Annotated in this window: 21 protein-coding genes; 12 read left to right on the top strand and 9 right to left on the bottom strand. The window is 46.1% G+C overall.

The features are described 5' to 3' along the window. Nucleotides 1-35: 35 nt before the first annotated feature. From RDP42_RS09450 to rsmH, 7 genes are read right to left on the bottom strand one after another with little or no spacing between them, the layout of a single operon-like run. The gene (locus RDP42_RS09450) at nucleotides 36-1,286 is read right to left on the bottom strand and encodes an FtsW/RodA/SpoVE family cell cycle protein (protein WP_308763479.1); all 1,251 of its coding nucleotides are present in this window, start codon (nucleotides 1,284-1,286) and stop codon (nucleotides 36-38) included. A 33-nt stretch (nucleotides 1,287-1,319) separates the two neighbouring features. Beyond that, nucleotides 1,320-2,651 (bottom strand): UDP-N-acetylmuramoyl-L-alanine--D-glutamate ligase, encoded by a 1,332-nt coding sequence (gene murD, locus RDP42_RS09445; protein WP_204473589.1) that lies wholly within the window; start codon nucleotides 2,649-2,651, stop codon nucleotides 1,320-1,322. Nucleotides 2,652-2,655: 4 nt separating this feature from the next. Continuing rightward, nucleotides 2,656-3,924, bottom strand: coding sequence for a phospho-N-acetylmuramoyl-pentapeptide-transferase (gene mraY / locus RDP42_RS09440; RefSeq protein ID WP_308763478.1), 1,269 nt, complete (start codon nucleotides 3,922-3,924; stop codon nucleotides 2,656-2,658). 17 nt (nucleotides 3,925-3,941) lie between these two features. After that, nucleotides 3,942-5,399, bottom strand: coding sequence for a UDP-N-acetylmuramoyl-L-alanyl-D-glutamate--2,6-diaminopimelate ligase (locus tag RDP42_RS09435; RefSeq protein ID WP_308763477.1), 1,458 nt, complete (start codon nucleotides 5,397-5,399; stop codon nucleotides 3,942-3,944). A 6-nt stretch (nucleotides 5,400-5,405) separates the two neighbouring features. Continuing rightward, nucleotides 5,406-7,529, bottom strand: a complete 2,124-nt coding sequence (locus tag RDP42_RS09430; protein ID WP_308763476.1) for a penicillin-binding protein — start codon at nucleotides 7,527-7,529, stop codon at nucleotides 5,406-5,408. Beyond that, complete coding sequence (locus RDP42_RS09425) at nucleotides 7,526-7,885, bottom strand: FtsL-like putative cell division protein (RefSeq protein WP_303913793.1); 360 nt, start codon at nucleotides 7,883-7,885, stop codon at nucleotides 7,526-7,528. The genes RDP42_RS09430 and RDP42_RS09425 overlap by 4 nt, the downstream gene beginning before the upstream one ends. A 2-nt stretch (nucleotides 7,886-7,887) precedes the next feature. After that, entirely contained in the window at nucleotides 7,888-8,802 is a 915-nt protein-coding gene (rsmH, locus tag RDP42_RS09420; RefSeq protein WP_303913796.1) for a 16S rRNA (cytosine(1402)-N(4))-methyltransferase RsmH, read from the bottom strand. A 266-nt stretch (nucleotides 8,803-9,068) separates the two neighbouring features. Between rsmH and RDP42_RS09415 the strand changes: the two genes are divergently transcribed. Together RDP42_RS09415 and RDP42_RS09410 are read left to right on the top strand one after the other, a co-directional pair. Further along, entirely contained in the window at nucleotides 9,069-9,887 is an 819-nt protein-coding gene (locus RDP42_RS09415; protein ID WP_308763475.1) for a 1-acyl-sn-glycerol-3-phosphate acyltransferase, read from the top strand. A 24-nt stretch (nucleotides 9,888-9,911) separates the two neighbouring features. Continuing rightward, nucleotides 9,912-10,901 (top strand): GNAT family N-acetyltransferase, encoded by a 990-nt coding sequence (locus tag RDP42_RS09410; RefSeq protein WP_308763474.1) that lies wholly within the window; start codon nucleotides 9,912-9,914, stop codon nucleotides 10,899-10,901. A gap of 5 nt (nucleotides 10,902-10,906) precedes the next feature. On the opposite strand, the gene RDP42_RS09405 is transcribed toward RDP42_RS09410, so the two are convergent. Further along, on the bottom strand, nucleotides 10,907-12,238 hold the full coding sequence (locus tag RDP42_RS09405) for a deoxyguanosinetriphosphate triphosphohydrolase (RefSeq protein WP_308763473.1): 1,332 nt from the start codon (nucleotides 12,236-12,238) through the stop codon (nucleotides 10,907-10,909). Between the two features lie 139 nt (nucleotides 12,239-12,377). Between RDP42_RS09405 and dut the strand changes: the two genes are divergently transcribed. From dut to RDP42_RS09380, 5 genes are all read left to right on the top strand, one after another. After that, complete coding sequence (dut, locus tag RDP42_RS09400; RefSeq protein ID WP_204473606.1) at nucleotides 12,378-12,812, top strand: dUTP diphosphatase; 435 nt, start codon at nucleotides 12,378-12,380, stop codon at nucleotides 12,810-12,812. A 13-nt stretch (nucleotides 12,813-12,825) separates the two neighbouring features. Then, complete coding sequence (locus tag RDP42_RS09395; RefSeq protein WP_308763472.1) at nucleotides 12,826-14,613, top strand: tetratricopeptide repeat protein; 1,788 nt, start codon at nucleotides 12,826-12,828, stop codon at nucleotides 14,611-14,613. Further along, nucleotides 14,610-15,443 (top strand): DUF4292 domain-containing protein, encoded by an 834-nt coding sequence (locus RDP42_RS09390; protein ID WP_308763471.1) that lies wholly within the window; start codon nucleotides 14,610-14,612, stop codon nucleotides 15,441-15,443. The genes RDP42_RS09395 and RDP42_RS09390 overlap by 4 nt, the downstream gene beginning before the upstream one ends. Continuing rightward, nucleotides 15,440-16,747 (top strand): peptidoglycan DD-metalloendopeptidase family protein, encoded by a 1,308-nt coding sequence (locus RDP42_RS09385; protein WP_308763470.1) that lies wholly within the window; start codon nucleotides 15,440-15,442, stop codon nucleotides 16,745-16,747. The genes RDP42_RS09390 and RDP42_RS09385 overlap by 4 nt, the downstream gene beginning before the upstream one ends. 430 nt (nucleotides 16,748-17,177) lie before the next feature. After that, the gene (locus tag RDP42_RS09380) at nucleotides 17,178-20,957 is read left to right on the top strand and encodes a TIM-barrel domain-containing protein (protein WP_374046971.1); all 3,780 of its coding nucleotides are present in this window, start codon (nucleotides 17,178-17,180) and stop codon (nucleotides 20,955-20,957) included. 117 nt (nucleotides 20,958-21,074) lie between these two features. Here the strand turns inward: RDP42_RS09380 and RDP42_RS09375 are convergent, their stop codons facing one another. Next, nucleotides 21,075-22,139, bottom strand: coding sequence for a M20 family metallo-hydrolase (locus RDP42_RS09375; protein WP_308763468.1), 1,065 nt, complete (start codon nucleotides 22,137-22,139; stop codon nucleotides 21,075-21,077). Between the two features lie 126 nt (nucleotides 22,140-22,265). On the opposite strand from RDP42_RS09375, the gene RDP42_RS09370 reads away from it, so the two are divergent. From RDP42_RS09370 to RDP42_RS09350, 5 genes are all read left to right on the top strand, one after another. After that, the gene (locus RDP42_RS09370; protein ID WP_308763467.1) at nucleotides 22,266-24,080 is read left to right on the top strand and encodes a long-chain fatty acid--CoA ligase; all 1,815 of its coding nucleotides are present in this window, start codon (nucleotides 22,266-22,268) and stop codon (nucleotides 24,078-24,080) included. A gap of 180 nt (nucleotides 24,081-24,260) precedes the next feature. Continuing rightward, on the top strand, nucleotides 24,261-25,376 hold the full coding sequence (prfB, locus tag RDP42_RS09365) for a peptide chain release factor 2 (RefSeq protein WP_308763466.1): 1,116 nt from the start codon (nucleotides 24,261-24,263) through the stop codon (nucleotides 25,374-25,376). A gap of 86 nt (nucleotides 25,377-25,462) precedes the next feature. Next, nucleotides 25,463-25,603: a hypothetical protein gene (locus RDP42_RS09360; RefSeq protein WP_308763465.1), complete on the top strand. Its 141-nt coding sequence runs from the start codon at nucleotides 25,463-25,465 to the stop codon at nucleotides 25,601-25,603. Nucleotides 25,604-25,621: 18 nt separating this feature from the next. Continuing rightward, a complete protein-coding gene (locus tag RDP42_RS09355; RefSeq protein WP_308763464.1) occupies nucleotides 25,622-26,128 on the top strand; it encodes a CYTH domain-containing protein in 507 nt (168 codons plus the stop codon). A gap of 139 nt (nucleotides 26,129-26,267) precedes the next feature. After that, the gene (locus RDP42_RS09350; RefSeq protein ID WP_204473620.1) at nucleotides 26,268-26,771 is read left to right on the top strand and encodes an RNA polymerase sigma factor; all 504 of its coding nucleotides are present in this window, start codon (nucleotides 26,268-26,270) and stop codon (nucleotides 26,769-26,771) included. Nucleotides 26,772-26,866 lie beyond the last annotated feature (95 nt).

The following is a 26,866-nucleotide window of genomic DNA, read 5'->3' as shown; positions in this document are numbered from 1 at the left end:
GTTGTGTTATTTCCTGCAAAGTTAAAAATAAACTTTTAAACAGACTCTTCTTGTGTAGTGATATTGCTGGCTGGGGTAATAGCCTCTGTTTGTCCTGCTTGTTGTGCCAGTGCTTCTGCTTCCTGACGTTGCTTCAGATCGTTCACATAGCGACTGATACTGAGGATAATGCCGATGTACACACTATTTATCAACGTGGCAGTTCCTCCCTTGCTGATGAGGGGAAGAGGCTGTCCCGTGACGGGCATGATACCCACAGCCACCAGCATGTTGAACGTGGCTTGCATGACCAGCAGAATTCCGATACCTGTAATGAGGAATACATAGTAGGATTTGTCACAGTTTCTGGCAATTTTTCCGATTCTCATCAGCAGAAGGATGTAAAGGGCAGCCACAAAGGCGCCTCCCACAAGTCCTAATTCTTCGATGATGATGGCGTAGATAAAGTCTGAAAAGGCTTGTGACAGGAAGTCTCGCTGAACACTGTTTCCAGGACCTTTTCCGACGATATTACTGCTGGCGATGGCAATATTGGCATGAGCAATCTGCGCATCGTTGTCGATATCGAATTTGGCAGCCGGAATTTCACTCTCGTCGAAATGGTTGTTCAGACGGCTCTGCCAGGTAACCATACGGTGCAGCCCGATCTTATCCCATGCTTCTCCCGGTACATATTTGATAGTAGCTAATCCGATGAAGATACAGACTATTCCTGCACCTGCCAGCATACCAAGCTGTTTGAAGGGCACTCGTCCTACAAACATTAACAGGAATACACTTCCAGCTAAGAGAACGGCAGTCGACAGGTTTTCCGTTACAATCATTCCACAAGTGAAAGCTGTAATGATGCATATATACTTGAAGGCCTTTTTGTTGGCTCCGTTTTCTTCTTGCATACGCGATAGGATGAAGGCTACCGTGATGATTGTGCCCATCTTGGCGACTTCAGACGGCTGGAACTGGATGAATCCCAAGTCAATCCATCGCTTGGCTCCGTTGGTGAGTGAACCTAAAATAAAAACGGCTGCCAGTAATACCCAGGAGATAGGCAACAAGATAATGAAGGTTTTGAACCAGCGGCAGGGAATATTGTGCACAATCCAGACCGCAATGGTACCTACCATCAACAACGTCAAATGGTTGGTGATGGGGCCCCAGTGGTCTCCACTTTTATAAGTAAGGGTACTGGATGCGCTGAATACTTCCACGATGGATATCAGGCAAAGGAATAAGTAAATAATCCAAATTGCCTTGTCGCCTTTAAAAAAATTCTTTAGCAAATCCATATATACTTGTGATTTCTATCTCCGTAAGTTATATTATAAGTTTCTGACACATTCTTTGAATTGGTCGCCACGGTCTTCATAGCTTTTGAACAAGTCGAAGCTGGCGCAGCAAGGGCTGAGCAGTACAGTTTCTCCTTTCTTGGCCATTTTGTAAGCTGCATCCACTGCATCCTTCATGCTTTGTACGTCTGCAATCGGCAGTCCGAATCCATCGAAGAAGGCATGTAGTTTCTCATTGTGGAGACCCAGGAAAATCAAACCGGTACATTTTTCTTTGACGAGGTCCGCGATTTCGTTGTAGTCATTGCCTTTATCCTTTCCACCCAGAATCAGGACGGTCTTGGTTTTCATGCTCTGCAAGGCATACCAGCAGGAGTTCACGTTGGTAGCTTTGGAGTCGTTGATATAGTCTACACCTTTCACACGGGTTACTTTTTCCAAACGGTGTTCTACGCCTTTGAAGTCGTGTAAAGCTTCGCGGATACATTCTTTACGTATGCCTGCGATATTGGCGGATATGCCGGCGGCCATGGAGTTGAACAGATTGTGCGTTCCTGTCAAGGCCAGTTCCTCTTCTTCCATGTTGAAGGCGATAGGACGGGTGAAATACACCTTGTCTTTTTCCGTGAAAGCAGCCACTCCTTCTTCGTTCTTCTCGGCAAACGGGAAATATTGTCCGTGAATGCCATACTTGTGGAGTTCTCTTTGTATGATAGGATCATCGTTCCAGAAGATGAAGGCATCGTCATTGGTCTGGTTCTGGATGATTCGGAACTTGGCATCCACATAATTCTGCATTTCGTAGCCGTAACGATCCAAGTGGTCGGGGGTGATGTTCATTAGTACCGCAATATTGGCATGGAACTTGTACATGTTGTCAAGTTGGAAACTGCTGAGTTCAATCACGTAGTAATCGAAGTTGCATTCAGCCACCTGGTATGCCAGACTTTGTCCGATGTTGCCAGCCAGTCCAACATTCAGCCCGGCTTTCTTGAATATGTGGTAAATCAGGGAAGTGGTAGTGGTTTTTCCGTTACTTCCCGTGATGCAGATCATTTTTGCATTCGTATAGCGTCCTGCAAATTCAATTTCTGAAATGATGGGAGTTCCTTGGCTCTTCAGTTTCAGGATCATCGGTGCATCATTGGGGATTCCCGGACTTTTGATTACTTCGTCCGCGTTCAGAATCAGTTCTTCAGTGTGTTTACCTTCTTCCCATTGAATACCTCTTTCGTTCAACATCGCTTTGTACTTGTCCTTGATGGTGGACATGTCTGAAACGAATGTATCGAAACCTTTTTTCTGTGCCAGGACAGCGGCACCTGTTCCGCTTTCTCCTGCTCCTAAGATGACAATTCTTGCCATGGCTTTATCTGATTTTAAGTGTAATTATCGTAATTGCTGCTAATACAATGGTCACAATCCAAAAACGGACTGTAATCTTGGATTCATGAAATACGCTGTGAGGGCGTGTGATCAAATACGTACAATTCGGGTCAAGTTGTGCCAGTGTGGTACGGAAATGGTCGTGAATCGGCGTACGTTTGAAAATACGCTGTTTGACTCCTTTTTTCTTTCCTTTCTGATAATACTTGACCTGTAGGATAACCGAGAGGTTTTCCACCAGAAATACACCGCATAAAATCGGTATCAGTAATTCTTTGTGTATGATGATGGCAAATACGGCAATTATACCTCCAATGGTAAGGCTGCCTGTATCACCCATAAATACCTGTGCCGGGAACGCATTGTACCACAGGAAACCAATCAGGGCTCCGATGAAAGCGCAGATAAAGATTACCAGCTCCTCACTTCCAGGAATGTACATGATGTTCAGGTACTCGGCATATTCTATGTGGCTGGACACATAAGCCAATATGCCGAGAGTTACCCCTATGATGGCCGAGTTTCCAGCTGCCATTCCATCCATTCCGTCGTTAAGGTTTGCTCCGTTTGATACGGCTGTTACCACAAAGATGGTTACCAGTACAAATACAATCCAGCCTGCTTCTTTCGCATGGTCTCCTAAGAAACCTACAAAGTCGGCATAGTCCAAGTTGTTGTTCTTGAAGAAGGGGATGGTGGTCTTGGTAGATTTTTCGTTGACAGGTTTGTGCACGACATCTACCACCCGGCCGTCCTGCTGGATTTCAATGTTCTCACGGATCACCACGTCCGGGCTCAGATAGAGGGCCAGTCCTACGATGAGGCCCAGTCCCACTTGGCCTATAATCTTGAATTTCCCGTGAAGTCCTTCCTTGTCTTTTCGGAATACCTTGATGTAGTCGTCCAGAAACCCGAGTGTGCCCAGCCAGATGGTAGTGATCAGCATCAGAATCATGTAGATGTTGTGCAGCTTACCCAACAATAGGCAGGGAATCAAGATGGCTACGATGATGATGATACCTCCCATGGTAGGAACACCAACCTTCTTTACGTTGAATGGGTCGATGGAAGCATCACGCTGTGTTTCCGTAATCTGTTTCTTTTTGAGCAGGTTGATAAAGTATTCTCCGAAAATGGCAGAAATCAGCAAAGATAAGATAACGGCCATTAACGAGCGGAACGAGACGTAGCCAAACATACGTGCGCCCGGAAATCCGAACTGCTCCAAATATTGAAATAGATAATATAACATTGTTTCTTTTCTGTTTTTTATTGTTCTCCTTTAAATATCTCGTCCAAAACTTCCTTGTCATCAAAATGTGATTTGACTCCTTTGACATCCTGATAAGTTTCGTGTCCCTTTCCGGCCACCAGGATTACATCCTGCGGCTGGGCCAGCATACATGCCGTACGGATTGCTTCTTTACGGTCTACAATGCTGATTACTTTTTTCATCTCTTCTTTGTTCAGACCATTCAACATGTCGTTGATGATGTCCTGAGGTTCTTCAAATCGGGGATTGTCTGAAGTGATAATCACTTTGTCACTCCGTTTTACCGATTCCTGGGCCATCAACGGACGTTTACCTTTGTCGCGGTTGCCGCCGGCTCCTACTACCGTGATTACATGACCTCTTCCTCTCAGTACCTCATGAATGGTTTCCAGCACATTGACCAAGGCATCCGGAGTATGGGCGTAGTCTACGATGGCAGTATATCCTTTCGGAGAACGTTTGGCATCGAATCGTCCGCAAACAGGGCGCAGCGTGCTGAGTTTTAGCAATACATCTTCCGGCTTTTTGCCCAGCAGGCAGGCTGCTCCATATACGGCCAGCAGGTTGGAGGCATTGAAGCGTCCGATAAATTGTACGTTCACTTCCCGGTTGTTGATGTCCAGCAGCATGCCGTCGAAGCTGTCTTCCAAAACTTTCCCTTTGAAGTCGCACATGGTGTGCAGAGAATAAGTAGCTACTTTGGCCTTAGTGTTCTGAGTCATTACCAGTCCGTTCTTGTCATCGGCATTGGTCAATGCAAATGCTTGTTTCGGAAGGCCGTCGAAGAATGCCTTTTTGGCTTTCAAGTAGTTTTCGAAAGTCTTGTGGTAGTCCAAGTGGTCACGCGTAATGTTGGTGAAGATACCTCCCACAAATCTCAGTCCGCTGATACGTTTCTGTACTACAGAGTGTGAGCTGACTTCCATAAACGCATATTTGCATCCCTCGTCAGCCATGTGGCCTAATAGTTGGTTCAGCGTGATAGGGTCGGGAGTGGTATGTTCGGTAGGAATGGCCTCTCCGTCGATATAGTTGCATACGGTAGAAACCAGTCCGACTTTGTACCCGAAGGAACGAAACATATTATATAATAAGGTAGCAATGGTGGTCTTCCCATTGGTTCCGGTCACTCCGATTAAGTCCAGTTTTGAGGTTGGATCTCCGTAGAAGGTAGTAGCCAGTTTTCCCACTGCATCTTCTGTATCGGCAAGTTGTACATAAGTGATGTGTGCTTCCTGCTTTTCAGGCAATTGTTCGCAGACGATAACCGTTGCCCCGTTCTCGATGGCTTTGGGGATGTAGTTGTGTCCGTCAGCTTGCGTACCTTTTACCGCCACAAACATGAAGCCATTTTTCACCATACGTGAATCCATGTGGATTCCAGTTACTTCCAGGTTTTCATCACCTATGACTTGGAGCGGACTTACCGCCTTCAGGATATTCTCTAATTTCATCTCTTTTTAGTCTAATGTTAATGTAATTGTTTGTCCTTTATGTAAATATGAGCCTGCGTTGAGGCTTTGTTTGATTACTTTTCCTGTTCCAGAAAGGCGGACACGAAGTCCTTGGCTTTCCAGCAGATATACGGCATCTTTGGCGCCCATTCCTCTTACATTTGGCACCAGATGTTTGTCTGTATGGGTCTTTTTCAGTTCTGCATACGTATCGGTACAATTGGCTTTTCCCCAAATTGGTGAATTGCCGACCGGTATGCTGGTACTGTTGCTCTTGATGTTCAGGTCTCTCAATATGTAAGACGTTTCACGTAAGTCTCCGTTTTTGATTTGAGGAATGAACACAGAGGTTGAATCCTTGGCCGATGCTAAATTCTGATACAAGTGTTTGGCATAAATACGTTCTGCAATCCGGCTGAACACGCTTCCTGCCTGCAAACCACCGGATGCCGGACCGTGAGGAATCTGGATGGAAACCAGACAGCTGTACTTGGGTGCTTCAGAGGGGAAATATCCGCAGAAGCTGACTAGGTAGCTGACGCCTCCTGCCTTGTAACCTGCTTTACCTTGAGAAATCTGGGCTGTACCAGTCTTTCCGGATACATTGAACTGTTTACTTCCTGCCGGTTTAGCCAATCCTTCTGAAACCACTTTTCGTAAGATTCCCTGAATCATGGTGAGGGTTGTATCCGAACAGATTTTGGGGTTTACCACCTCTGTAGGAAATTCCTGGATGATTTCTCCATCTTTTGCAATAGCCTTTACGAACTTGGGTTTTACCATGGTACCGTTGTTGGCTATGGCATTATAGAAGTTCAATATATAAATAGGAGGAATCATCGTTTCGTATCCGATACTCATCCAGGGAAGGGTTGTCTTGGCAAAGTAGCGTTCTTTGGGACCCAGTATGCGCGGACTTGCTTCTCCTACAAATCCCAGGTTCAACGGCTTGTCAATGCTCATTCGTCTCAGACCATCGATAAATTTCTGGGGGTTGTGTCCGTAGAACTTGTCGATGATGGTAGATACACCCACATTCGAAGATACTTCCATGATACGGGTTACGTCTATCTTGCCATATCCACCTTTATACCAGTTCCAGTCTTTCATGTTACTGCCGTGCATGTTGACCACACCATTTCCGGTATCTACCATGTAGTCAGGGGTGATGTATTTATCCTCCAGGGCCACCATAATGGAAGCAGTCTTAAAAGTAGAACCCGGCTCCATCAGGTTGCTGACCGCAGTATTTCTCATCTCATAATAATTGCCGTCACCAGCCCGTGTCATATTGACGTTGGCTTTCACATCACCGGTAGCCACATCCATTACGATAGCCACTCCGAATACTGCGTTGAGTGTTTTCAACTGATCTACGAGGGCTTTTTCTGCAATATCTTGCATATCCACATCGATGGTAGTGATGACATCGCACCCGTCAACAGCCGGTTTGTCTATGATGTTCAGGTACTTGTTCATCACCTTCTGGCGATGGGTGATGCCATCTTGTCCACGAAGAATGGAATCATAGGTAAGTTCAATGCCATTCTTGGCACCTAATTCCATATCCGGATACATGTCGCCCAACGTACGAGCAGCCAATGAACCAAACGGTTTCTTTCGCTGGTTGAATGCCAGTTCATGAAATCCTCCTTTGTATTTGGTGAGGTTGAACACCGGCAATTGCTTGGCTTCTTTGTATTCAATGTAGGAAATACGTCGGGGATAAAGAAGGTAGTTCCGGCTTTTTAGTCTTCTTCCTTTCAAGATATGCTGTCTGAATTCTTTGGCACTTTTGTCTGGAAAAATCTGATGCAGACCTTCGCAGATTTCTGTCAAGTGATTCATCAGCATGGTATCTTTCTTTTCTCCTCCCGCTTTGAAGTCCATGTAAATTTTGTATTCAGGCAGGCTGCTGGCCATCAGTTTGCCATCGGCTGAAATAATGTTGCCTCTGGTGGGATGGACAATGACGTTTTCCTTTACGAAGCGGTCGGCCACATCCTTCCAGTATTGTCGTTCGGCAAACATGATGATGGCGGCCTTTACAATGATTGCAATGGCCAGCAATGCCATGACGAATACGATAAGTGTATAGCGTAAAATGATATTTTTCTGTCCGGGTATCATTTTTCAGTATCCTCCTTTTTGATTAAATAGGGTGGGGTGGAAGCTGTTTCCAGAGGGGTGCCTTCCGCAGAGATATATTCTTCAATGCGCGACTGGCGGCTACGTTCTGTCAACTCGGATGAGATGGTCAGGGCGTCGTATTTTGTATCAATCAGCTCTTTCTTGAGGCGGTCTATTTCAATCATTTCCTGTTGGCTTGAGTAGCGGTTGTCTATGTACAAAATCACCAGAATCATAATCAGGATAATCAGGTTGGCCTGTTTCTTCATCAGGTGTACCAGCACTTCTCCTCCTAATATGCTTCTCCATGTGATATGCGGAGCCTCTTGGGGCGTATGATTTTCTTGTGGTTCCATTGTCATTTCTTTTCTGCAATTCTTAATTTAGCACTGCGTGAACGCGGATTGCGTTGTACCTCGTCATCGCAGGGAGTAATTACCTTATTGTTGATAAGCTTGAACGGAGTCTGTATGTTCCCGAAAAAGTCTTGTGCTGCTTTTCCTTCTACATTTCCTGTTTTCATGATGTTCTTGACCATTCGGTCTTCCAGCGAATGATAAGTAATCACGACCAGCCGGCCTCCGGGTTTCAAGGCCTCGGTAGCTGCATAAAGCATTTCTTTCAAGGCCTCCATTTCCTGATTTACTTCTATGCGGAGTGCCTGGAATACTTTGGCCAGTTCTTTTTTCTCTCTTTCTTTCCCGTATAGAGGTTTGATAAGGTCGATAAACTCTCCGATTGTTTCCACCGGTTTCGTGCTCCGGGCCTTTACAAGGACGGAGGCCAGCTTCCGGCTGTTTTTCAACTCTCCGTACAAGTAAAAAACATTGGCCAGTCTTTCCTCTTCGTATGTGTTGACAATATCGGCCGCAGTGATGCCAGCCCGTTTGTTCATGCGCATGTCCAGTTTCCCGTCGAACCGGAAAGAGAATCCTCTTTCAGAGTCATCAAAATGATGGGACGAAACTCCCAAGTCAGCCAAGATGGCATCTACTTTTTCCACTCCATAATAGCGGAGGAAGTTGTGCAAGTAGCGGAAATTGCTTCTTACAAAAGTAAACCGTGGGTCGTTGACAATATTTTTCTCGGCATCAGGGTCCTGGTCAAAGCTGAACAGCTTGCTGCTACTGTCCATTTGGCGTAAGATTTCTTTGGAGTGTCCTCCTCCTCCGAAGGTTACGTCCACGTAGATACCTCCGGGATGGATGTGCATGCCCTCGATACTCTCGTGCAATAATACAGGAATATGATATGTCTGTTCAGTCTGTTCCATGCGGTTTTGATTATGAATTCACCTTATTATATATTCAAGCTGTAAAATTAGATATTTCCATAGAATCAATCACTATGTTTCTGGTAGAAAATTTAAAGAAGTTATCAACAGGTTGTTTAAGGGCTGGAATTTTTTCAGAAAAGTTTCCATGGTGCATAAAAATTCGGGAAGGAGAAAAATTTTTCGTATGGATAAGTGTATTTTTTATTATAAAATGAATGTGGTTTCAAAAGATACGTTACTTTTGCAAGGTAAACTTTTGTAGAATGGGTGAAAGTTCAATATTTTTAATTGACATTGATAAAGTATTGAGGGACAAGGCCGGCAAAAAAGCCGATCGAATACCACGTTTCCTGGTGTCTTATCTGAAGCGTATTGTGCATCAGGACGAGATGAATTCTTTTCTGATGCGTATGTCCGATAAGACAGGGGTCGATTTTCTGGAAGCTTGTATGGAATATCTGGATATTAAGCTGGAAGTAAGCGGATTGGAGAATCTTCCATCCGACCGTCTGTGCACGTTTGTCTCCAATCATCCGTTGGGAGGACAAGATGGAATTGCTTTGGGATATATTTTGGGCAAGCATTACGACGGACACATCAAATATCTGGTAAACGACTTGCTGATGAATCTTCATGGCTTGGCTCCCTTGTGCATCCCTATCAATAAAACCGGTGCCCAGTCGCGTGACTTCCCCAAAATGGTAGAAGTTGGTTTCCATTCGGATTCCCATATTATCATGTTTCCGGCCGGAATCTGTTCCAGAAGGCAGAAAGGAGTTATAAAAGATTTACCTTGGAAAAAGACATTTGTGACCAAGAGTGTAGAAACGCACCGGGATGTGGTGCCTATACATTTTGAAGGGCGTAATTCCAATTTCTTTTACAATCTGGCCAATGTATGCAAGTTCTTGGGAATCAAGTTTAATATAGCCATGTTGTATCTGGTAGATGAAATGTATAAAAATCGGCATAAGACATTTAAAGTGACAATAGGAAAGCCTATTCCGTGGCAGACATTCGACAAGTCGAAGTCATCGGCAGAGTGGGCGGATTATGTAAGAGAGTTAGTATATAAACTGTGAAAATACGATTTAATCATAGAGATTATGGAAGATATTATAGCTCCGATTGACAAAGAAGTGCTCAAGTCGGAACTGACCGAGGATAAGCGTTTGAGATTCACGAATAAGAGCAACAACGAGATTTATATCGTTACATGGAAAAATGCTCCGAATGTCCTGAAAGAAATCGGCCGTTTGCGTGAAATCGCTTTCCGTGCTGCCGGTGGGGGAACAGGACAGTCGATGGACCTGGATGAGTATGATTTGATGGAAAATCCTTACAAGCAGCTGATTGTCTGGAATCCGGAAGCCGAAGAGATTTTAGGTGGTTACCGGTACCTGCTGGGAGATGAAGTAGAGTTTGATGCCGAAGGAAAACCGGTGTTGGCTACCGCTCATATGTTTAATTTCTCAGAAAAGTTCCTGAAAGATTATCTGCCCACGACCATTGAGCTGGGACGTTCCTTTGTGACATTGGAGTATCAGTCTACCCGTGCGGGTTCGAAAGGTTTGTTCGCGCTGGACAATTTGTGGGATGGCTTGGGAGCATTGACGGTAATCATGCCTCAGGTGAAATATTTCTTTGGCAAAATGACCATGTATCCCAGCTACAACCGTTTGGGACGTGATATGATTCTTTATTTCCTGAAGAAACATTTCAGTGACAAAGACGAACTGATTACTCCGATGCAGCCGTTGCAGATTGAGACTGATCCGAAGGTGCTTGAAAAGATATTCTGCTACGATACCTTCAAGGAAGATTATAAGGTGCTGAATACGGAAGTGCGTAAACTGGGATACAACATTCCGCCGTTGGTCAATGCCTATATGAGTTTGTCACCGACCATGCGTATGTTTGGTACGGCCATCAATTATGGCTTTGGCGATGTGGAAGAAACCGGTATCCTGATTGCCGTCGACGAGATTCTGGAAGAAAAACGCGTGCGTCACATCGAATCTTACCTGCGTGAGCATCCGGAGGCCTTGCAGATAACTTCTGGGGCCAATCCGGTAGTCAGCAAGATACATAAATAATTTGATTATAAAGCAGGCAGGCTGTTCCCGTTTATTTTCCGGTAGAGGTCGAGGGCATATACATCGGTCATTCCGGAAATATAATCGAGTACAGCCTGTATTTTTTCATATAAGGTAGGTGCCTGAATATAATACTGGCTGGATACGCGGTTGATCAGAAGCTGTGAGTAAGCTTTTTCCGGATAACGTACGGCTTCAATCATCAGGTCGATAAGCGTGGTAATCACTTGATAACCGGCCAGTTCAATGTCTACCACATCCTTGGAACAGTAGATTTTCTCAAAAGCTGTATGCGAACAGTTTTCGTAGGCTCCTCTCACTCTCGGACTCAGTTGTTGAATCAGTGTCCCTTGGAAGGTACCGTCAAGAATGGCTTTCTCATTTTCAATAAATGTGTGCACACACTCATTGATTAAGACTCCGATGGCCGATGAACGCAGGTAGGCAATCTGTTCGTTGGTATCGTCCACCATCTTGCAGATGGATTGGATGTGGTCCATCTTTTCAGGGGCAAAAAAGCGGAGGTACAATTCTTTGGTTTCCTGCGTGGTGAGTATTTTCAGTTTGTGCGCATCTTCAATGTCCATCATCTGGTAACAGATGTCGTCGGCTGCTTCTACCAGATACACCAGCGGGTGACGGCAATATCGTAAGGGCTCTCCTTCCTTGCTGAGCTGTTTGAGTCCCAGTTCTTGTGCAATTTTCTTGAACCCGTCTTCTTCACTGAGGAAAAATCCGAATTTTTGCTTGCTTCCGGCCAGTTGCGAAGAAAACGGATACTTTACGATGGAAGCCAGTGTGGCATAGGTCAGTACGAAACCGCCCGGACGTCTCCCTTGAAACTGGTGTGTCAACAGGCGGAAGGCATTGGCATTTCCTTCAAAGTGGGTGAAGTCATCCCATTCTTTGGCAGAAAATTCTTTTTGCAGGCTTCGTCCTTTCCCTTCCGAGAAATAGGTGCCGATGGCTTTCTCTCCGGAATGCCCGAAAGGAGGATTTCCCAAATCATGTGCCAGGCAGGCAGCTGCCACGATGGAGCCGATTTCTGAAATATGAGTATGCTGCAGCTCCGGATGCAGTTTCAGTAATTCAGTTGAAATCTTGTTTCCCAATGAACGGCCTACACACGACACTTCCAGACTGTGAGTCAGTCGGTTATGGACAAAGATACTTCCTGGAAGCGGAAAAACCTGTGTCTTGTTCTGTAAGCGGCGGAAGGGGGCGGAGAAAATCAGGCGGTCATAGTCGCGCTGAAATTCCGTACGGTCTTCTTTACGGTGTTCGTGGAGGTTCTCCAGCCCAAATCGTTTATTGGATAATAATTGTTTCCAGTTCATGGCGTAACTCCTTTGTGATGTGAAGTTTAATTTTAAAGAAGCTCTAAAAGTTAAGTGCAAAAATATAAAAAAATGGTAAACGTAACTATTAATTCGGTGGATTGTGTAACTTCGCAACTTTATAAAGGATATAAATAAGATGAAAATACAGATTATAAATACTTCCCGGCATCCGTTGCCGCAATATGCTACCCCCCAGTCGGCGGGAGTTGATCTTCGTGCTAATCTTGCAGAGCCTATCGTACTGAAGCCTTTACAGCGTTGTCTGGTACCTACAGGCTTGTTTTTAGCTCTTCCGAAAGGTTATGAAGCACAGGTACGTCCCCGTAGCGGACTGGCTATCAAGAAAGGGATTACCGTGTTGAACTCTCCGGGTACGATTGATGCCGACTATCGGGGAGAAATCAATGTGATACTGGTCAACTTGTCGGCTGATGAGTTCGTGATTGAAGACGGGGAGCGCATCGCTCAGATGGTCATTGCTCGTCACGAACAGGCAGAGTGGGAAGAAGTGGAAGTGTTGGATGAAACGGAGCGTGGGGCAGGAGGATTCGGTCACACGGGAACGGTATAAATCTTGACTGGGTATGAGAAAATTAATAGGAATCATCGGAATGGTCCTGTTGCTTGTGGCTTGTGGAACTACAGGAAGGCAGCAGGCCGCCAAGCATAACCTGGCAAATGAGGAAAAAGATCCTTTATCTTATGAACAGCGCAGGAAGTATGATTATTTTTTCCTGGAGGCTGTCCGTTTAAAACAAAAAGGGGATTACGATGCAGCCTTCGAACTTTATAAGCATTGCCTGGACATTTATCCCAATTCGGGACCTGCTTTATATGACATCTCCCGGTTCTATATGGTACTGGGGCAAGAGAAGAAAGGCGAAGAAGCACTGAAGAAGGCTGTTCGTTCGGATGAGTCGAATTTCTGGTACAAGCAGACATTGGCCGCCTATTACCAGCAGAAACGTGACTGGCCCAAAGCTATTGCCGTGTATGAAGATATGGCCCATCAGTTCCCTGCCCGGCTGGAGCCGCTTATGGCGCTGGTGGATTTGTACAACCAGACCAAGAGTTATGACCAGGTAATTACGGTGTTGAACCGTCTGGAAGAACTGGATGGAAAGTCCGAGCAAATCAGTATGGAGAAATTCCGGATGTACTTGCTGATGGACAATCAGGAACAGGCCTTCAATGAAATTGAAAGTCTGTCGAAGGAATATCCGTACGACTTGCGCTATCAGACCATTTTAGGCGATGTGTACCTGAACAACAATAAGCCCGACGAGGCGTATGCAGTTTACCAGAAAATCTTGAAGGAAGAACCGGGGTATGCACCGGCCCTGCTGTCAATGGCTTCTTATTATAAACAGTTAGGGAAAGACAGTCTGTACCAGCAGCAGCTTGACACCATTTTGCTGAACGATAACGTGGAGTCGGATACCAAGATGAGCATCATGCGTCAGCTGATTCTCCAGTCGGAACAGACCACAAAAGACAGTACGCAGATTGTGGCCTTGTTTAAGAACATTCTGGCACGTCCGCAACAGAATGCCGATTTGTCAATGCTTTGTGCGCAATATATGATTACCAAGCACATGGATAAGGAGTCTGTGCCGGTGTTGAATCAGGTGTTGTCGCTTGACCCGGAGAACAAACCGGCCCGTCTGCAACTGTTGAGTTATGCCATCCGTGACAATGATTTGGATGAGGTGATTCGCGTGGCGACTCCGGCCTTGCAGTATAATCCGGATGCGATGGAATTCTACTACTACCTGGGATTGGCCCATTATCAGAAAGAGGAAACAGACAAGGCCTTGGAAATTTTCCAAAAAGGATTGAAACAGGTCAACGAAAAGAGTGACAAGATGATTGTCTCCGACTTTTATGCCATTTTGGGCGATTTGTATCATTCCAAGGAAATGAAGGCTGAGGCCTATGCGGCTTATGACTCTTCATTGGTGTACAATCCGAATAACATCGGTACGCTCAACAATTATGCTTATTATCTGTCTGTGGAGCGGACGCATCTGGACAAGGCGGAAGAAATGAGTTACAAGACCGTAAAGGCAGAACCGGAGAATTCCACTTACTTGGATACGTATGCGTGGATTTTGTTTGAAAAGAAACGTTACACCGAGGCTCGCATTTACATTGATCAGGCCATGAAGAATGGAGGAGACAGCAGCCAGGTCATTGTGGAGCATTGCGGTGACATTTACTATATGTTAGGCGAGAAAGAAAAGGCGTTGGAATACTGGAAGAAGGCCGATGGCATGGAGGTTAAGGAGGAAAATGGAGAAACTCCTCGTACAGAGGCTGAGTTGAAGCGCCTGAAACGTAAAATCGCTTTGAAAAAATACATTGAAGAATGAAACGGCTGATTCATTGGTTATATATTGTTTGCCTGGTGGCACTGATGTCTGCCTGCGGTACCTCACGTCATGCGGAGCGTGTGCCGATGATTGGAGGACTGAAGGGGGAGGAATATCAGGAGAAGGTGATTGCTGGTTTTCCACAATGGAATTGTGTGACCGGAAAAGTGGCCTTGAATTTGCAGACAGGAAGTAGTAAGAATACAAAACTGTCGGCTACGCTCCGAATGAAGAAAGGGGAGGTGATACAATTGTCGGTGGCCCCATTACTGGGCATTGAAGTGGCGCGGCTGGAGATTTCTCCTGAGCGTATTCTGGCAGTCGACCGGCTTCATAAGCAATATGTGGAACTTTCGTTCAGTGAACTGAACCGCATGACCAACCTGAATTTGAGCTTTAATGTGTTGCAGTCGCTGTTCCTGAATGAGATTTTCCTGCCCGGCAAAGACCAGGTGGAAGTGTCCGACCTGCATCGCTTCCGGATGACCGCAGAGGGAACACGTGCGCTGTGGGAGGTGAAGGACAGCAAGAAACTGGCTTATCGTTTCTGGACGACGGCCGACAAAGGCTGGCTGGAAACCACTTCTGTATCGCTTTCGGGGACGGCCTATGCCTTGAAATGGACGTACGAAGATTTCACCAAGTTAGGTCCGGGATATTTCCCCCAGCACATTTTGGCGGAACTTCAGGGCGCCGGAAAGGAATATAATCTGGACATGCGCCTGTCGCGGATGTCTGTCAATGAAGATTGGGAAACTCGTACGGAGTTGTCTTCCAAGTATAAGAAAATGGAACTGGTAACCTTGCTGAAAATGTGGTTAGGAAAATGAAGCGTCTGATTGTCATATTCTGTATTTGTCTTTGTACGTGTACGCTTTCTGCACAGACTACGCGCAAGATTCGGCAGCTGGAGAAGCAGCGGAATGAGCTGAAACAGCAGATTGCCGAATCGGAAACCTTGTTGCAGTCTACCAAGAAAGACGTGAAAAGCCAGTTAGGTAATCTGGCTTTGATTTCCGGACAGATAGAGGAACGTCAGAAATACATTCAGACCATTGAAAGTGACGTGAACAGTATCCAGCAGGAAATAAACCGTCTGGAGAAAGATTTGGTACGGCTTCAGAAAGAACTGGGCGAGAAACGCCAAAAGTACGAGCAGTCTGTGAAATACCTTTATCGCAACAAATCCATACAAGACAAGCTGATGTTTATTTTTTCGGCCGAGAACTTCGGGCAGATGTATCGTCGTTTGCGCTATGTACGTGAGTATGCTGATTACCAGCGTTTGCAGGGCATTCAGGTACAGCGGAAACAAAAGCAGGTGACCGAGAAAGCTACTTCTTTGAAAAACAGCCGGAAAGCAAAAGAAGATTTGCTGAAACAGGGAGAAGCCGAGAAGGCTAAACTGGAGGCACAGGAACAGGAACGTAAACAGATTCTGTCGGGTTTGCAGAAAAAACAGCGTAGCATCCAGTCGGAACTGGCCAAGAAACGCCGTTCGGCCGATAAGCTGAATGCACAGATTGACCGTTTGATTGAAGAGGAAATCGAAAAGGCCCGTAAGCGGGCGGAGGAGGAAGCACGCCGGAAAGCGGAAGAAGCCCGGAAAGCGGCTGAGGCTGCGAAAGGAATGTCCGGCGTTTCTGCTGCGAAAACGAAGACCAGCAAGACCCCTGTAGAGAAATTGGAGGCTTATAAAGTAGATTCGGAAGACCGGCGTTTGTCCAGTGTCTTTGAAAAGAACAAAGGTATTCTCCCGGTTCCGATTACCGGTCCCTACGTGGTGGTAGGGCATTACGGCCAATATCAGGTGAAGGGGCTTCGCAATGTGAAGTTGGACAATAAAGGAATGGATATCAAAGGAAAGGCCGGAGCCAATGCCCGTGCCATTTTCGACGGTGAAGTGTCGGCTGTTTTCCAATACAACGGGCTGACCAATGTGTTGGTACGGCATGGAAGTTATATCTCCGTGTATTGTAACTTGTCTACCGTACGGGTCAAGAAAGGAAGTCAGGTACGTGCCCGCGACGTACTGGGAGAAGTGCATACCAATGCCGACGGAGAAACCATTCTGCATTTCCAGCTCCGTAAGGAGACGGTGAAACTGAACCCGGAACTCTGGATTCATCGTTAAAGAACTCTTTTTTATACTTTGTGCAAAAGCTTCAGGTGGCTGTGCTGCCTGGGGCTTTTTTTATGTGGAAGGTCTTGCAATAAAGTTTTCATGGCAAGTACGAATTCTTTTCTTTTGCTTGATAATTTCTCTGTTTCACACTGTGAGATTTGTATCCCACAGTGTGAAATATATATTCCACAGTGTGGTTTATGTATCCCACACTGTGGGACAGAGAAATTATAGTTATATAATAAATTATATTCATTTGTATTTGGAAGAAAATAATAAAATGAAAAATGTTTGATGTATTTTCTTTTTTACTTCAATAAATAGTTATACATTCGTGCGCTTTCCACTTGAAGCTTGAAATGCCAGTGGAATAGAACCGGAAATTATTAACTACATTCATATTATGAAACTGAAGCACTATTCTGTCTTATCTTTATGCATGTTCGGCAGTTTGCTTGCTGTACCTTTCTCCATGTGGGCGGGTCCGCAAACTGAGGTGACCATTTGCAGTGCCAGTGTGTTGAATCCCACGGCTGTGGAGGTAGTATTCTCCAATCAGCAACGCATGACGTTGGATTTTTATGGCGAAAATATTTTTCGTCTGTTTCAGGACAATAAAGGAGGCATTGTCCGCAATCCGGAAGCGGTGCCTGAAGCCCAGATTTTAGTGAATAATCCACGTCAGGAGGTGGGAAAACTTTCCTTGACAGACAAGGATGGGGTTATCACGGTAGCTACCGACCGGATTGAAGTGGAGATGGACAAGCGTACCATGCTGTTCAAGATTACGGATAAAGCACGCCACAAAGTAGTGGCAGAAGCGGTTCGCCCGGCGGATTTCGCAGAGAAACAAGTCAGCCTTTTCCTGAAAGAACATGAGGGAGAGTTTTTTTACGGCGGAGGGGTGCAGAATGGACGCTTCTCTCATAAAGGCAAGAAAATTCATATCTTGAACACGAACCAGTGGACAGACGGCGGGGTGGCTTCTCCCACACCTTTCTATTGGTCGACAGAAGGTTATGGAGTGATGTGGCATACTTTCTGTCCCGGAGTATATGATTTCGGGGCAACTGATAAGGGAGTGGTGGCGTTGAGTCACGAGGGAGACTACCTGGACATGTTTTTCATGGTGGATGAAACTCCGGTCGCTCTGTTGAATGATTTTTATCAGCTGACGGGTAATCCGGTACTCCTGCCTAAGTTCGGATTTTATGAAGGACATCTGAATGCGTATAACCGCGACTATTGGAAAGAAGACGAAAAAGGGATTCTTTTCGAGGATGGCAAGAAATACAAGGAAAGCCAGAAAGACAATGGCGGCATCAAGGAATCGCTGAATGGCGAGAAGAATAATTATCAGTTTTCTGCACGTGCGGTTATCGACCGTTATGAGGCAGCCGACATGCCGTTGGGATGGATTCTGCCGAACGATGGCTATGGGGCCGGATACGGACAGACTTCCACACTGGACGGGAATATCCAGAACTTGAAGGAGCTGGGTGACTATGCCCGTGCCAAGGGAGTGGAAATTGGGTTGTGGACCCAGTCGGATTTGCATCCCAAGGAAGGAGTGGAACCGCTGTTGCAGCGTGACATTGTCAAGGAAGTGCGTGATGCCGGCGTGCGGGTGTTGAAGACCGATGTGGCATGGGTCGGTGCCGGCTATTCGTTCGGCTTGAACGGGGTGGCCGATGTGGCCCGTATCATGCCTTATTATGGCAACAATGCACGTCCGTTCATTATCTCACTCGACGGATGGGCTGGTACACAGCGTTATGCCGGTATCTGGTCGGGCGACCAGACCGGAGGAGAGTGGGAATACATCCGTTTCCATATTCCGACTTATATCGGTTCCGGACTGTCGGGACAACCGAACATCACTTCCGACATGGATGGTATTTTCGGCGGGAAGAACATTCCGGTCAACGTGCGTGACTTTGAGTGGAAAGCGTTTACGCCGATGCAGTTGAACATGGACGGATGGGGAGCGAACCCCAAATATCCGCAGGCGTTGGGTGAACCGGCCACTTCCATTAACCGCTGGTACCTTAAATTGAAATCGGAGTTTATGCCTTATACCTATAGTATTGCACACGAGGCGGTGGATGGCAAGCCGATGATTCGGGCGATGTTCCTGGATTATCCGAATGACTATACGTTAGGAACAGCCACTCGTTATCAATTCCTTTACGGACCTTCTATTCTGGTGGCCCCTATTTATCAGAAGACGCAGGCCGACGAGAAGGGGAACGATGTGCGCCACGGCATTTATCTGCCCGAAGGCAACTGGATTGATTATTTCACCGGTGATTTGTATGAAGGTGGACGGGTTATCAATTGTTTTGACGCACCCTTGTGGAAACTCCCGTTGTTCGTGAAGCTGGGAGCCATTCTGCCCATGACAGCCGCACACAATCAGGTCGCTCAGATGGCGAAAGACACCCGTACGTATGAATTGTATCCGGCTGGAAACACGGAATTTACGGAATACGATGACGACGGTATCTCTGAGGCTTATCGCAACGGGCAGTATGCGACAACTCTTATCCGTTCTGTACTGGAAGGGGAAGATTTGAAAGTCAGTGTGGCACCTTCACAAGGACATTTTGAAGGAATGGTGACGGAAAAGGCTACTTATTTCCGTCTCAATGTCACGGCACAGCCGAAGAAACTGACGGCACATATCGGAGGGAAGAAAGTGAAACTGACTCCGGTGTCTTCTTTGGAGGCATTGCAGAAGGGAGAAAATGTATATTATTATGAAGCCGCTCCGGAATTGAACCGTTTTGCTACTCCGGGCAGTGAGATGGCCCGTGTGCAGGTGGTGAAGAATCCGGTGATGCACGTCAAGCTGGCAGCAGTGGATGTGACACGGAATGAAGTGACACTGGAAGTGAAGGGTTATGTGTTTGCTCCAGCAGAAAAACTGCGGGTCAGCCAGGGGGCATTGGTCACTCCGGAACCGCAGGTCACGGAAGAGAATACCGGGGCTTATACGCTGACTCCTTCCTGGAAGAAGGTAGACCATGCCGATTATTATGAAATTGAGTACAACGGTATGTTGTATAGTACCATCCGGGATACCCAACTGTTGTTTGAAGACCTCCGTCCGGAAACGACCTGTACATTTAAGGTGCGTGCGGTGAATGCTGCGGGTGTGTCCGACTGGGCAACTGTCACTGCCACCACGAAGTCCGACCCGCTGGAATTTGCCATCCGGGGTATTACGGGCGAAACGACTTGTCCGAACCAGGAAGGTCAGGAAGTGAACAAACTCTTCAATTTTGATGAAGGGGATGCATGGCATACGCAGTGGAGTGCCCAGGCCGTTCCATTTGATTTGATTGTCGATTTGAACAGTGTGAACCAGCTCGACAAGTTTGAATATCTGCCTCGTCTGGATGCTGGAAACGGTACGTTAGGTAAGGGTACGGTATATTATAGTATGGACAAATCGAACTGGCACGAAGCCGGTACATTCGACTGGAAGGGTAGTGATGTGAAGACCTTCGTCTTTACCGGACATCCGACTGCACGCTATATCAAGTTGTCGGTAACCTCGGCCGTAGGTAAGTACGGCTCCGGTCGTGAATTGTATGTGTTCAAGGTGCCGGGTTCGGAAAGCTATATCCCGGGCGACATCAACCAGGATAAACTGGTGGACGAGAATGACCTAACTTCTTATATGAATTATACAGGTCTGCGCCGGGGAGATTCTGATTTTGAGGGATATATCAGCAAGGGCGACCTGAACGATAACGGACTGATTGATGCGTATGACATTTCGGCTGTAGCCGTACGACTGGAGACAGGTGTCAGCAGTCGTCAGGTACCATCGGTAGCCGGAGAAATTCAGATAGTGCCTTCAAAGAAAGTGTACAATGAAGGGGAGACAGTGGAAATCCGGGTATCCGGTAAAGGACTGCGTTCTGTCAATGCTCTCAGTTTCGCACTGCCTTATGACCCGCAGTTGTTGGAGTATGTGGGGATTGAGGCCACAGGCATGAAGGAAATGAGGAACCTGACCAACGACCGTTTGCACACCAACGGAACGAAGGCTTTGTATCCTACGTTTGTAAATATGGGAGAAAAGCCTTATCTGGAAGGGGATGCGGAACTGATGACCATCCAATTCAAGGCTAAACGCAAATTGAAACTGGATTTGAAGGTATTGGACGGCATGTTGGTCGACAAGTACCTGAATACGGTAAAATTTTGAGAAGACAGGTGCCCGAGGCAAGCCTCGGGCATCTTGATGTGATACCATAAAAAAGTGGTTCATCCGGTGAACAGGATGAACCACTTTTTATTTTTTTTCTGAATGATATAGTCGAGATTAAATCTTCAATCCATCTAAGATTTGTACATAAACGGAGATGGCTTCTTCAATTTCGCTGACCAGCACATATTCATCGGCTGTATGTGAGCGGGAGGATTTTCCCGGGCCGATTTTGACGGAAGTGAAAGGCATCAGTGCTTGGTCGGACAGCGTAGGAGAGCCGAACGGCGTTTTCCCCAGTTCGATGGCGCGTTTCACGAAAGGATGGTCTACTGAAATGCTGGAAGAGTTGAGGCGGAAGGAACGGGCTTTCACTTCGCTCTGTACATGTTTGCAGATTTCGGCGAACAGTTCTTCGTTAGAGTAGCATTCGTTGCTGCGGATGTCGACTACCATGCTGCATAGGTCCGGAACCACGTTGTGCTGCGTGCCGGCATTAATCTGCGTCACACTCATTTTGACCGGTCCTAACAGCGGAGATTCTTTGGGGAACTGATAGGTACGAAACCATTCAATGTCTGGCAGGATTTTGTAGATGGCATTTTCTCCTTCGTTTCGGGCGGCATGTCCGGATTTACCCCGGGCGGTGACATCGAGCACCATCAGTCCCTTTTCGGCGATGGCCGGATGCATTTCTGTAGGTTCGCCTACCACGCCCAAGGCAATGGGAGGAAGTTGGTGAAGTACGCTTTCAATACCGTTTTTCCCGGATACCTCTTCTTCACACGAGGCCAAATAAATCAGGTTGTAGCTTTGTGTGGTCATGCTGAGATAGCGATATACCTGAAAGAGAGATACCAGGCTGGCTCCCGCATCGTTACTTCCCAGTCCGTACAGTTTCCCGTTCTCGTTTTTGGGAGTGAACGGTTGTTTTCTCCATCCGTTTACGGGTTTGACCGTATCGATGTGTGAATTTAGCAGGATGGTAGGCTTCTGGATGTCAAACATAGGGCTGATGCACCAGATATTGTTTCCGGAACGTCCCGTCATAATGCCGGTCTCTTCTATGTAATTTTGCAGAAAGTCGGCTGCTGCGTCTTCTTCTCGGCTGATAGAGGGAATTCCAATCAGTGAATGCAGCAGAGTCAGTGCTTCAGATGTGTAGTAACCTATATCTATCATAAATATAACCTGTTTTTTAGATTCCTTGCAAAGATACTCTTTTTTAGGAGAAAAAATTTAGATTGACAACACATTCCAAATAAAATCCTATATTTGCAAAAGAAACAATAAAACAAAGAAATATAGATGGTTAATTCATATTTGTCCCGGCTTGTGCGGCGACAAGCAGAAAAATATGGGGATAAAGTTGCCTTAAAATACCGTGATTACACGACATCTACATGGGTTCCTGTCACGTGGAACAAATTTGCGAATTTAGTGGACCAGGTGGCCAAGGCCTTGGTGGCCGCTGGGGTTGAGGCACAAGAGAATATAGGGGTTTTCTCACAAAACAAACCGGAATGTTTTTATGTGGATTTCGGGGCTTTCAGAGACCGGATTGTGACCGTTCCTTTATATGCCACGAGTTCCGAAGCTCAGGTGCATTACATTGTGGAAGATGCGGCTATCCGCTTCTTGTTTGTGGGAGAGCAGTACCAGTATGATGTGGCCTATCGGGTACAGAGTTTGGGACGTTCCCTGAAACAGATTATTATTTTTGATCCGACTGTCAAACGTGCTGCGGGAGACTGTAACTCAATCTATTTCTCTGATTTCCTGAAATTGGGAGAAGATGAAAAATGGCTGGAGGAGGTGGAAGCACGTACCTCTGCTTCTTCGCCGGACGATCTGGCCAATATTTTGTATACTTCGGGTACTACCGGCGACTCCAAAGGGGTGATGTTGCATCATTCCAATTATGAAGCGGCGTTCAAGGGACATGATGCCCGCCTGAAGGAACTGGGGGAGAATGACGTGGTGATGAATTTTTTGCCGTTTACGCATATTTTTGAGCGGGGATGGGCTTTTTATTGTTTGTATAAAGGGTGTATGCTGTGCGTCAATCTGAAACCACAGGACATTCAGAAAACCATTAAGGAAATCCGTCCTACTGCCATGTGCAGTGTGCCGCGCTTTTGGGAAAAGGTGTATGCCGGTGTGCATGAAAAAATCAATGAAACCACAGGATTGAAGAAAGCGCTTATGCTGGACGCGTTGCGGGTAGGAAAGGAGCATAATATCACCTACCTGATGAATGGGAAGACTCCTCCGGCTGTACTCCATATGAAATATAAGTTCTATGAGCGAACGATTTACAGCCTTCTGAAGAAAACCATCGGTTTGGAAAACGGAAACTTCTTCCCGACTGCGGGGGCTGCCATTCCGGAAAAGGTGGAAGAGTTTGTACATTCGGTGGGAATCAACATGATAGCCGGATATGGATTGACAGAGAGTACCGCTACTGTTTCCTGTGAATGGAAGGGGGATTTTCGGATTGGAAGTGTCGGGCGGGTGTTGCCGGGCGTGGAAGTCCGCATCGGTGAAAATAATGAAATCCAGCTTCGGGGAGGAACGATTACCAAAGGGTATTACAAGAAAGAGGCGATTACCAAACAGGCCTTTACGGACGACGGATGGTTCCGTACGGGAGATGCCGGTTACATGAAGGACGGTTTCTTGTATCTGACCGATCGTATCAAGGATCTTTTCAAGACCTCCAATGGTAAATACATCGCTCCGCAAGCCATTGAAACCAAGCTGGTGGTAGACCGGTACATTGACCAGGTAACCATCATCGCTGATCAACGCAAGTTTGTGTCTGCCTTGATTGTACCGGAGTATGCACAAGTGGAAAAATTTGCCCGTGAACACCATATCGCATTTACGAGCCGCAAGGATTTGTTGGAAAATCCGAAGATAATCGAACTGTTCCAGCTGCGTATTGATACGCTCCAGCAGGAGTTTGCCCATTACGAGCAGGTGAAGCGTTTCACGTTGCTGCCCGAACCGTTCAGTATGGAACGCGGGGAACTGACCAACACTTTGAAGTTGAAGCGTGCGGTAGTGGCCCGAAATTACAAGGATATCATCGATAAGATGTATGAAGAAAATATAGGCTGATCGGCTGACTTTTATATACAGGCACTCTTTCAGGGGTGCCTGTTTTTTATCTCTTTGGAGAAGATAGGATGCGCCTTGGCATAGCCAAATTTAGAAAACTGTGTTTTCTATTTGTCTCTGCGCCCGGCTTTCACTATCTTTGCAGCGAGAAAATATAAACAGACTAATTTATCGTATTTTATGATTACCATAGAGCAACTGAAAGACATAAAGGAACGTACGGAAGCCCTTCATCGTTATTTGGATATTGACGGAAAGAAGATACAGGTGGAAGAAGAGCAGCTTCGTACACAGGCACCGGGTTTTTGGGACGACCAGAAGGCTGCCGAAGTGCAGATGAAGAAAGTAAAATCCTTGCAACAATGGATTTCCGGCTATCAGGAGGTGAAGACACTGGCAGATGAATTGCAGCTGTCTTTCGATTTCTATAAAGACGAGCTGGTGACGGAAGAAGAAGTGGATGAGGCGTATGCAAAGGCGCTTGCTGCGGTGGAAGCGTTGGAGTTGAAGAACATGCTTCGTTCGGAAGCTGACCAGATGGACTGCGTGCTGAAAATCAATTCAGGAGCTGGAGGTACGGAAAGTCAGGACTGGGCTTCCATGCTGATGCGTATGTATATGCGCTGGGCGGAAAGCAACGGTTATAAATTGTCTATCGCCAACCTTCAGGAAGGAGATGAGGCCGGCATCAAGACCGTGACCATGAATATTGAAGGAGCCTATGCCTATGGTTATCTGAAAGGAGAGAACGGCGTACACCGTCTGGTGCGCGTATCACCTTATAACGCACAGGGAAAACGAATGACTTCATTTGCTTCTGTTTTTGTGACTCCGTTGGTGGACGACTCCATCGAGGTGACGGTAGAACCGGCCCGCTTGTCATGGGATACTTTCCGAAGCGGTGGTGCAGGAGGACAGAACGTGAACAAGGTAGAATCAGGTGTCCGCTTGCGTTATCAGTATAAAGACCCTTATACTGGTGAGGAAGAAGAAATCTTGATTGAAAATACCGAGACCCGTGACCAGCCGAAGAACAAGGAAAATGCCATGCGTCAGTTGCGTTCTATCTTGTACGACAAGGAGCTGAAGCACCGTATGGAAGAACAAGCCAAAGTAGAGGCTGGCAAGAAGAAAATTGAATGGGGTTCGCAGATTCGAAGCTATGTATTTGATGACCGTCGGGTGAAAGACCACCGTACCAATTACCAGACTTCCGATGTGAACGGAGTGATGGACGGTAAGATTGACGGTTTCATTAAAGCTTACCTGATGGAGTTCTCGGATAGCGAAAACTGATAAACTTTGCGGAAAATTATCGCTTTTGTTTGTCTTTTTGCAGATAAGTTGTAATTTTAGGGGTGTAAATCTAAAAATGAAAACTTATGGGACACAACAGAACTGTAAAGAGACAGAATTTCGAAAAGCGTGAAGAGGAAAAAGCCAATAGACTGTTCAAGATGATTTGTATTGTCTTGATTCTATTGGCTATTTTGATGATTGTAGGCTATACTTTAGCTTCCTGATAGTTCAATAAGAGAGGTATGCCGCAAGAAATAGAACGTAAGTTTTTGGTGCGCGGGGATTCTTATAAGGCGATGGCTTATGGGAAAAAGCGCATCAAGCAAGGATATATCTGTAGCGAGAGAGGACGTACGGTGAGGGTCCGTATCCAGAATGGGGAAGGATACCTTACCATTAAAGGTCCTTCGGATGCCGCAGGAATGAGCCGGTATGAATGGGAACATCCGCTTTCTTTGCAGGAGGCAGAGGAGCTGATGAAACTGTGCGAGCCAGGGATGATTGACAAGACGCGCTACCTGGTGCGTTGTGGAACGCACGTGTTTGAAGTGGACGAATTTTATGGAGACAACGAGGGACTGGTAGTGGCAGAAGTAGAGCTCGGCAGTGAAGATGAACCGTTCGACCGTCCTTCGTTCTTAGGGGAAGAAGTAACCGGGCAAGTCAAATACTATAATTCATTTTTAATGAAGTCGCCCTATTGTAAATGGTCTGAAAACCTTCCTGAAAACTGTCAGAACAAGGGGTAAAAACTATCAACTGAGAGTTTTTACCCGTTTGATTATCAGTTTTTGTGAAGAGCTATCTTTCTTTTTCTGCTAATATTGCAGTGTCAAAACGAAAAGCAGACATTATTTCAATTACAAAGAAAAGAAAGACTAAAGAATTATGAAAACGGCAACTTTTGCTCAGAATCTGTTGAGCATGCAGACAGAACTACTTCGTTTCGCTTATAAATTGACGGCCGACCGTGAAGAAGCGAATGATCTTCTTCAAGAGACTTCTTTGAAGGCCTTGGACAATGAGGAAAAGTATGTAGCTGAAACGAATTTCAAGGGATGGATTTATACCATCATGCGCAATATTTTCATTAATAATTATCGCAAGACTTTGCGCGACCAGACGTATGTGGACAACACCGACAATCAGTTCTTTCTGAATTTAGGGGTGGATATCGAAGACGATTCCATGCAAGGGTCGTACGACTTGAAGGAAATGCGTCGCATCGTCAATGCCTTGCCGAAGGAATACCGTGTGCCTTTTGCCATGTATGTGTCGGGATTCAAGTATCGGGAAATTGCCGACAAACTGAATCTTCCGTTGGGTACCGTGAAAAGCCGGATTTATTTCACCCGGCAAAGACTACAGGAAGACCTGAAGGACTTCCGTTGATGAAATGTGAAACTCTCTATCTTTAAAAATAATATATTTTAGGGACATTCAGTAAATAGTATAAAATTAGCCAACTAATTCATACACAAAGTGTT

Origin of the sequence: uncultured Bacteroides sp. (assembly GCF_902472605.1) — a bacterium.
Taxonomy (GTDB): domain Bacteria; phylum Bacteroidota; class Bacteroidia; order Bacteroidales; family Bacteroidaceae; genus Phocaeicola.
The sequence above is the reverse complement of the archived record's forward strand: the minus strand, read 5'-3'. Positions and strand labels throughout refer to the sequence as shown.

What these genes read in the sequence shown, in the direction of transcription:
- RDP42_RS09450 (WP_308763479.1), bottom strand. Translation starts at nt 1,286, where the DNA reads ATGGATTTGCTAAAGAATTTTTTTAAAGGCGACAAGGCAATTTGGATT.
- murD (WP_204473589.1), bottom strand. Translation starts at nt 2,651, where the DNA reads ATGGCAAGAATTGTCATCTTAGGAGCAGGAGAAAGCGGAACAGGTGCC.
- mraY (WP_308763478.1), bottom strand. Translation starts at nt 3,924, where the DNA reads ATGTTATATTATCTATTTCAATATTTGGAGCAGTTCGGATTTCCGGGC.
- RDP42_RS09435 (WP_308763477.1), bottom strand. Translation starts at nt 5,399, where the DNA reads ATGAAATTAGAGAATATCCTGAAGGCGGTAAGTCCGCTCCAAGTCATA.
- RDP42_RS09430 (WP_308763476.1), bottom strand. Translation starts at nt 7,529, where the DNA reads ATGATACCCGGACAGAAAAATATCATTTTACGCTATACACTTATCGTA.
- RDP42_RS09425 (WP_303913793.1), bottom strand. Translation starts at nt 7,885, where the DNA reads ATGGAACCACAAGAAAATCATACGCCCCAAGAGGCTCCGCATATCACA.
- rsmH (WP_303913796.1), bottom strand. Translation starts at nt 8,802, where the DNA reads ATGGAACAGACTGAACAGACATATCATATTCCTGTATTATTGCACGAG.
- RDP42_RS09415 (WP_308763475.1), top strand. Translation starts at nt 9,069, where the DNA reads ATGGGTGAAAGTTCAATATTTTTAATTGACATTGATAAAGTATTGAGG.
- RDP42_RS09410 (WP_308763474.1), top strand. Translation starts at nt 9,912, where the DNA reads ATGGAAGATATTATAGCTCCGATTGACAAAGAAGTGCTCAAGTCGGAA.
- RDP42_RS09405 (WP_308763473.1), bottom strand. Translation starts at nt 12,238, where the DNA reads ATGAACTGGAAACAATTATTATCCAATAAACGATTTGGGCTGGAGAAC.
- dut (WP_204473606.1), top strand. Translation starts at nt 12,378, where the DNA reads ATGAAAATACAGATTATAAATACTTCCCGGCATCCGTTGCCGCAATAT.
- RDP42_RS09395 (WP_308763472.1), top strand. Translation starts at nt 12,826, where the DNA reads ATGAGAAAATTAATAGGAATCATCGGAATGGTCCTGTTGCTTGTGGCT.
- RDP42_RS09390 (WP_308763471.1), top strand. Translation starts at nt 14,610, where the DNA reads ATGAAACGGCTGATTCATTGGTTATATATTGTTTGCCTGGTGGCACTG.
- RDP42_RS09385 (WP_308763470.1), top strand. Translation starts at nt 15,440, where the DNA reads ATGAAGCGTCTGATTGTCATATTCTGTATTTGTCTTTGTACGTGTACG.
- RDP42_RS09380 (WP_374046971.1), top strand. Translation starts at nt 17,178, where the DNA reads ATGTTCGGCAGTTTGCTTGCTGTACCTTTCTCCATGTGGGCGGGTCCG.
- RDP42_RS09375 (WP_308763468.1), bottom strand. Translation starts at nt 22,139, where the DNA reads ATGATAGATATAGGTTACTACACATCTGAAGCACTGACTCTGCTGCAT.
- RDP42_RS09370 (WP_308763467.1), top strand. Translation starts at nt 22,266, where the DNA reads ATGGTTAATTCATATTTGTCCCGGCTTGTGCGGCGACAAGCAGAAAAA.
- prfB (WP_308763466.1), top strand. Translation starts at nt 24,261, where the DNA reads ATGATTACCATAGAGCAACTGAAAGACATAAAGGAACGTACGGAAGCC.
- RDP42_RS09360 (WP_308763465.1), top strand. Translation starts at nt 25,463, where the DNA reads ATGGGACACAACAGAACTGTAAAGAGACAGAATTTCGAAAAGCGTGAA.
- RDP42_RS09355 (WP_308763464.1), top strand. Translation starts at nt 25,622, where the DNA reads ATGCCGCAAGAAATAGAACGTAAGTTTTTGGTGCGCGGGGATTCTTAT.
- RDP42_RS09350 (WP_204473620.1), top strand. Translation starts at nt 26,268, where the DNA reads ATGAAAACGGCAACTTTTGCTCAGAATCTGTTGAGCATGCAGACAGAA.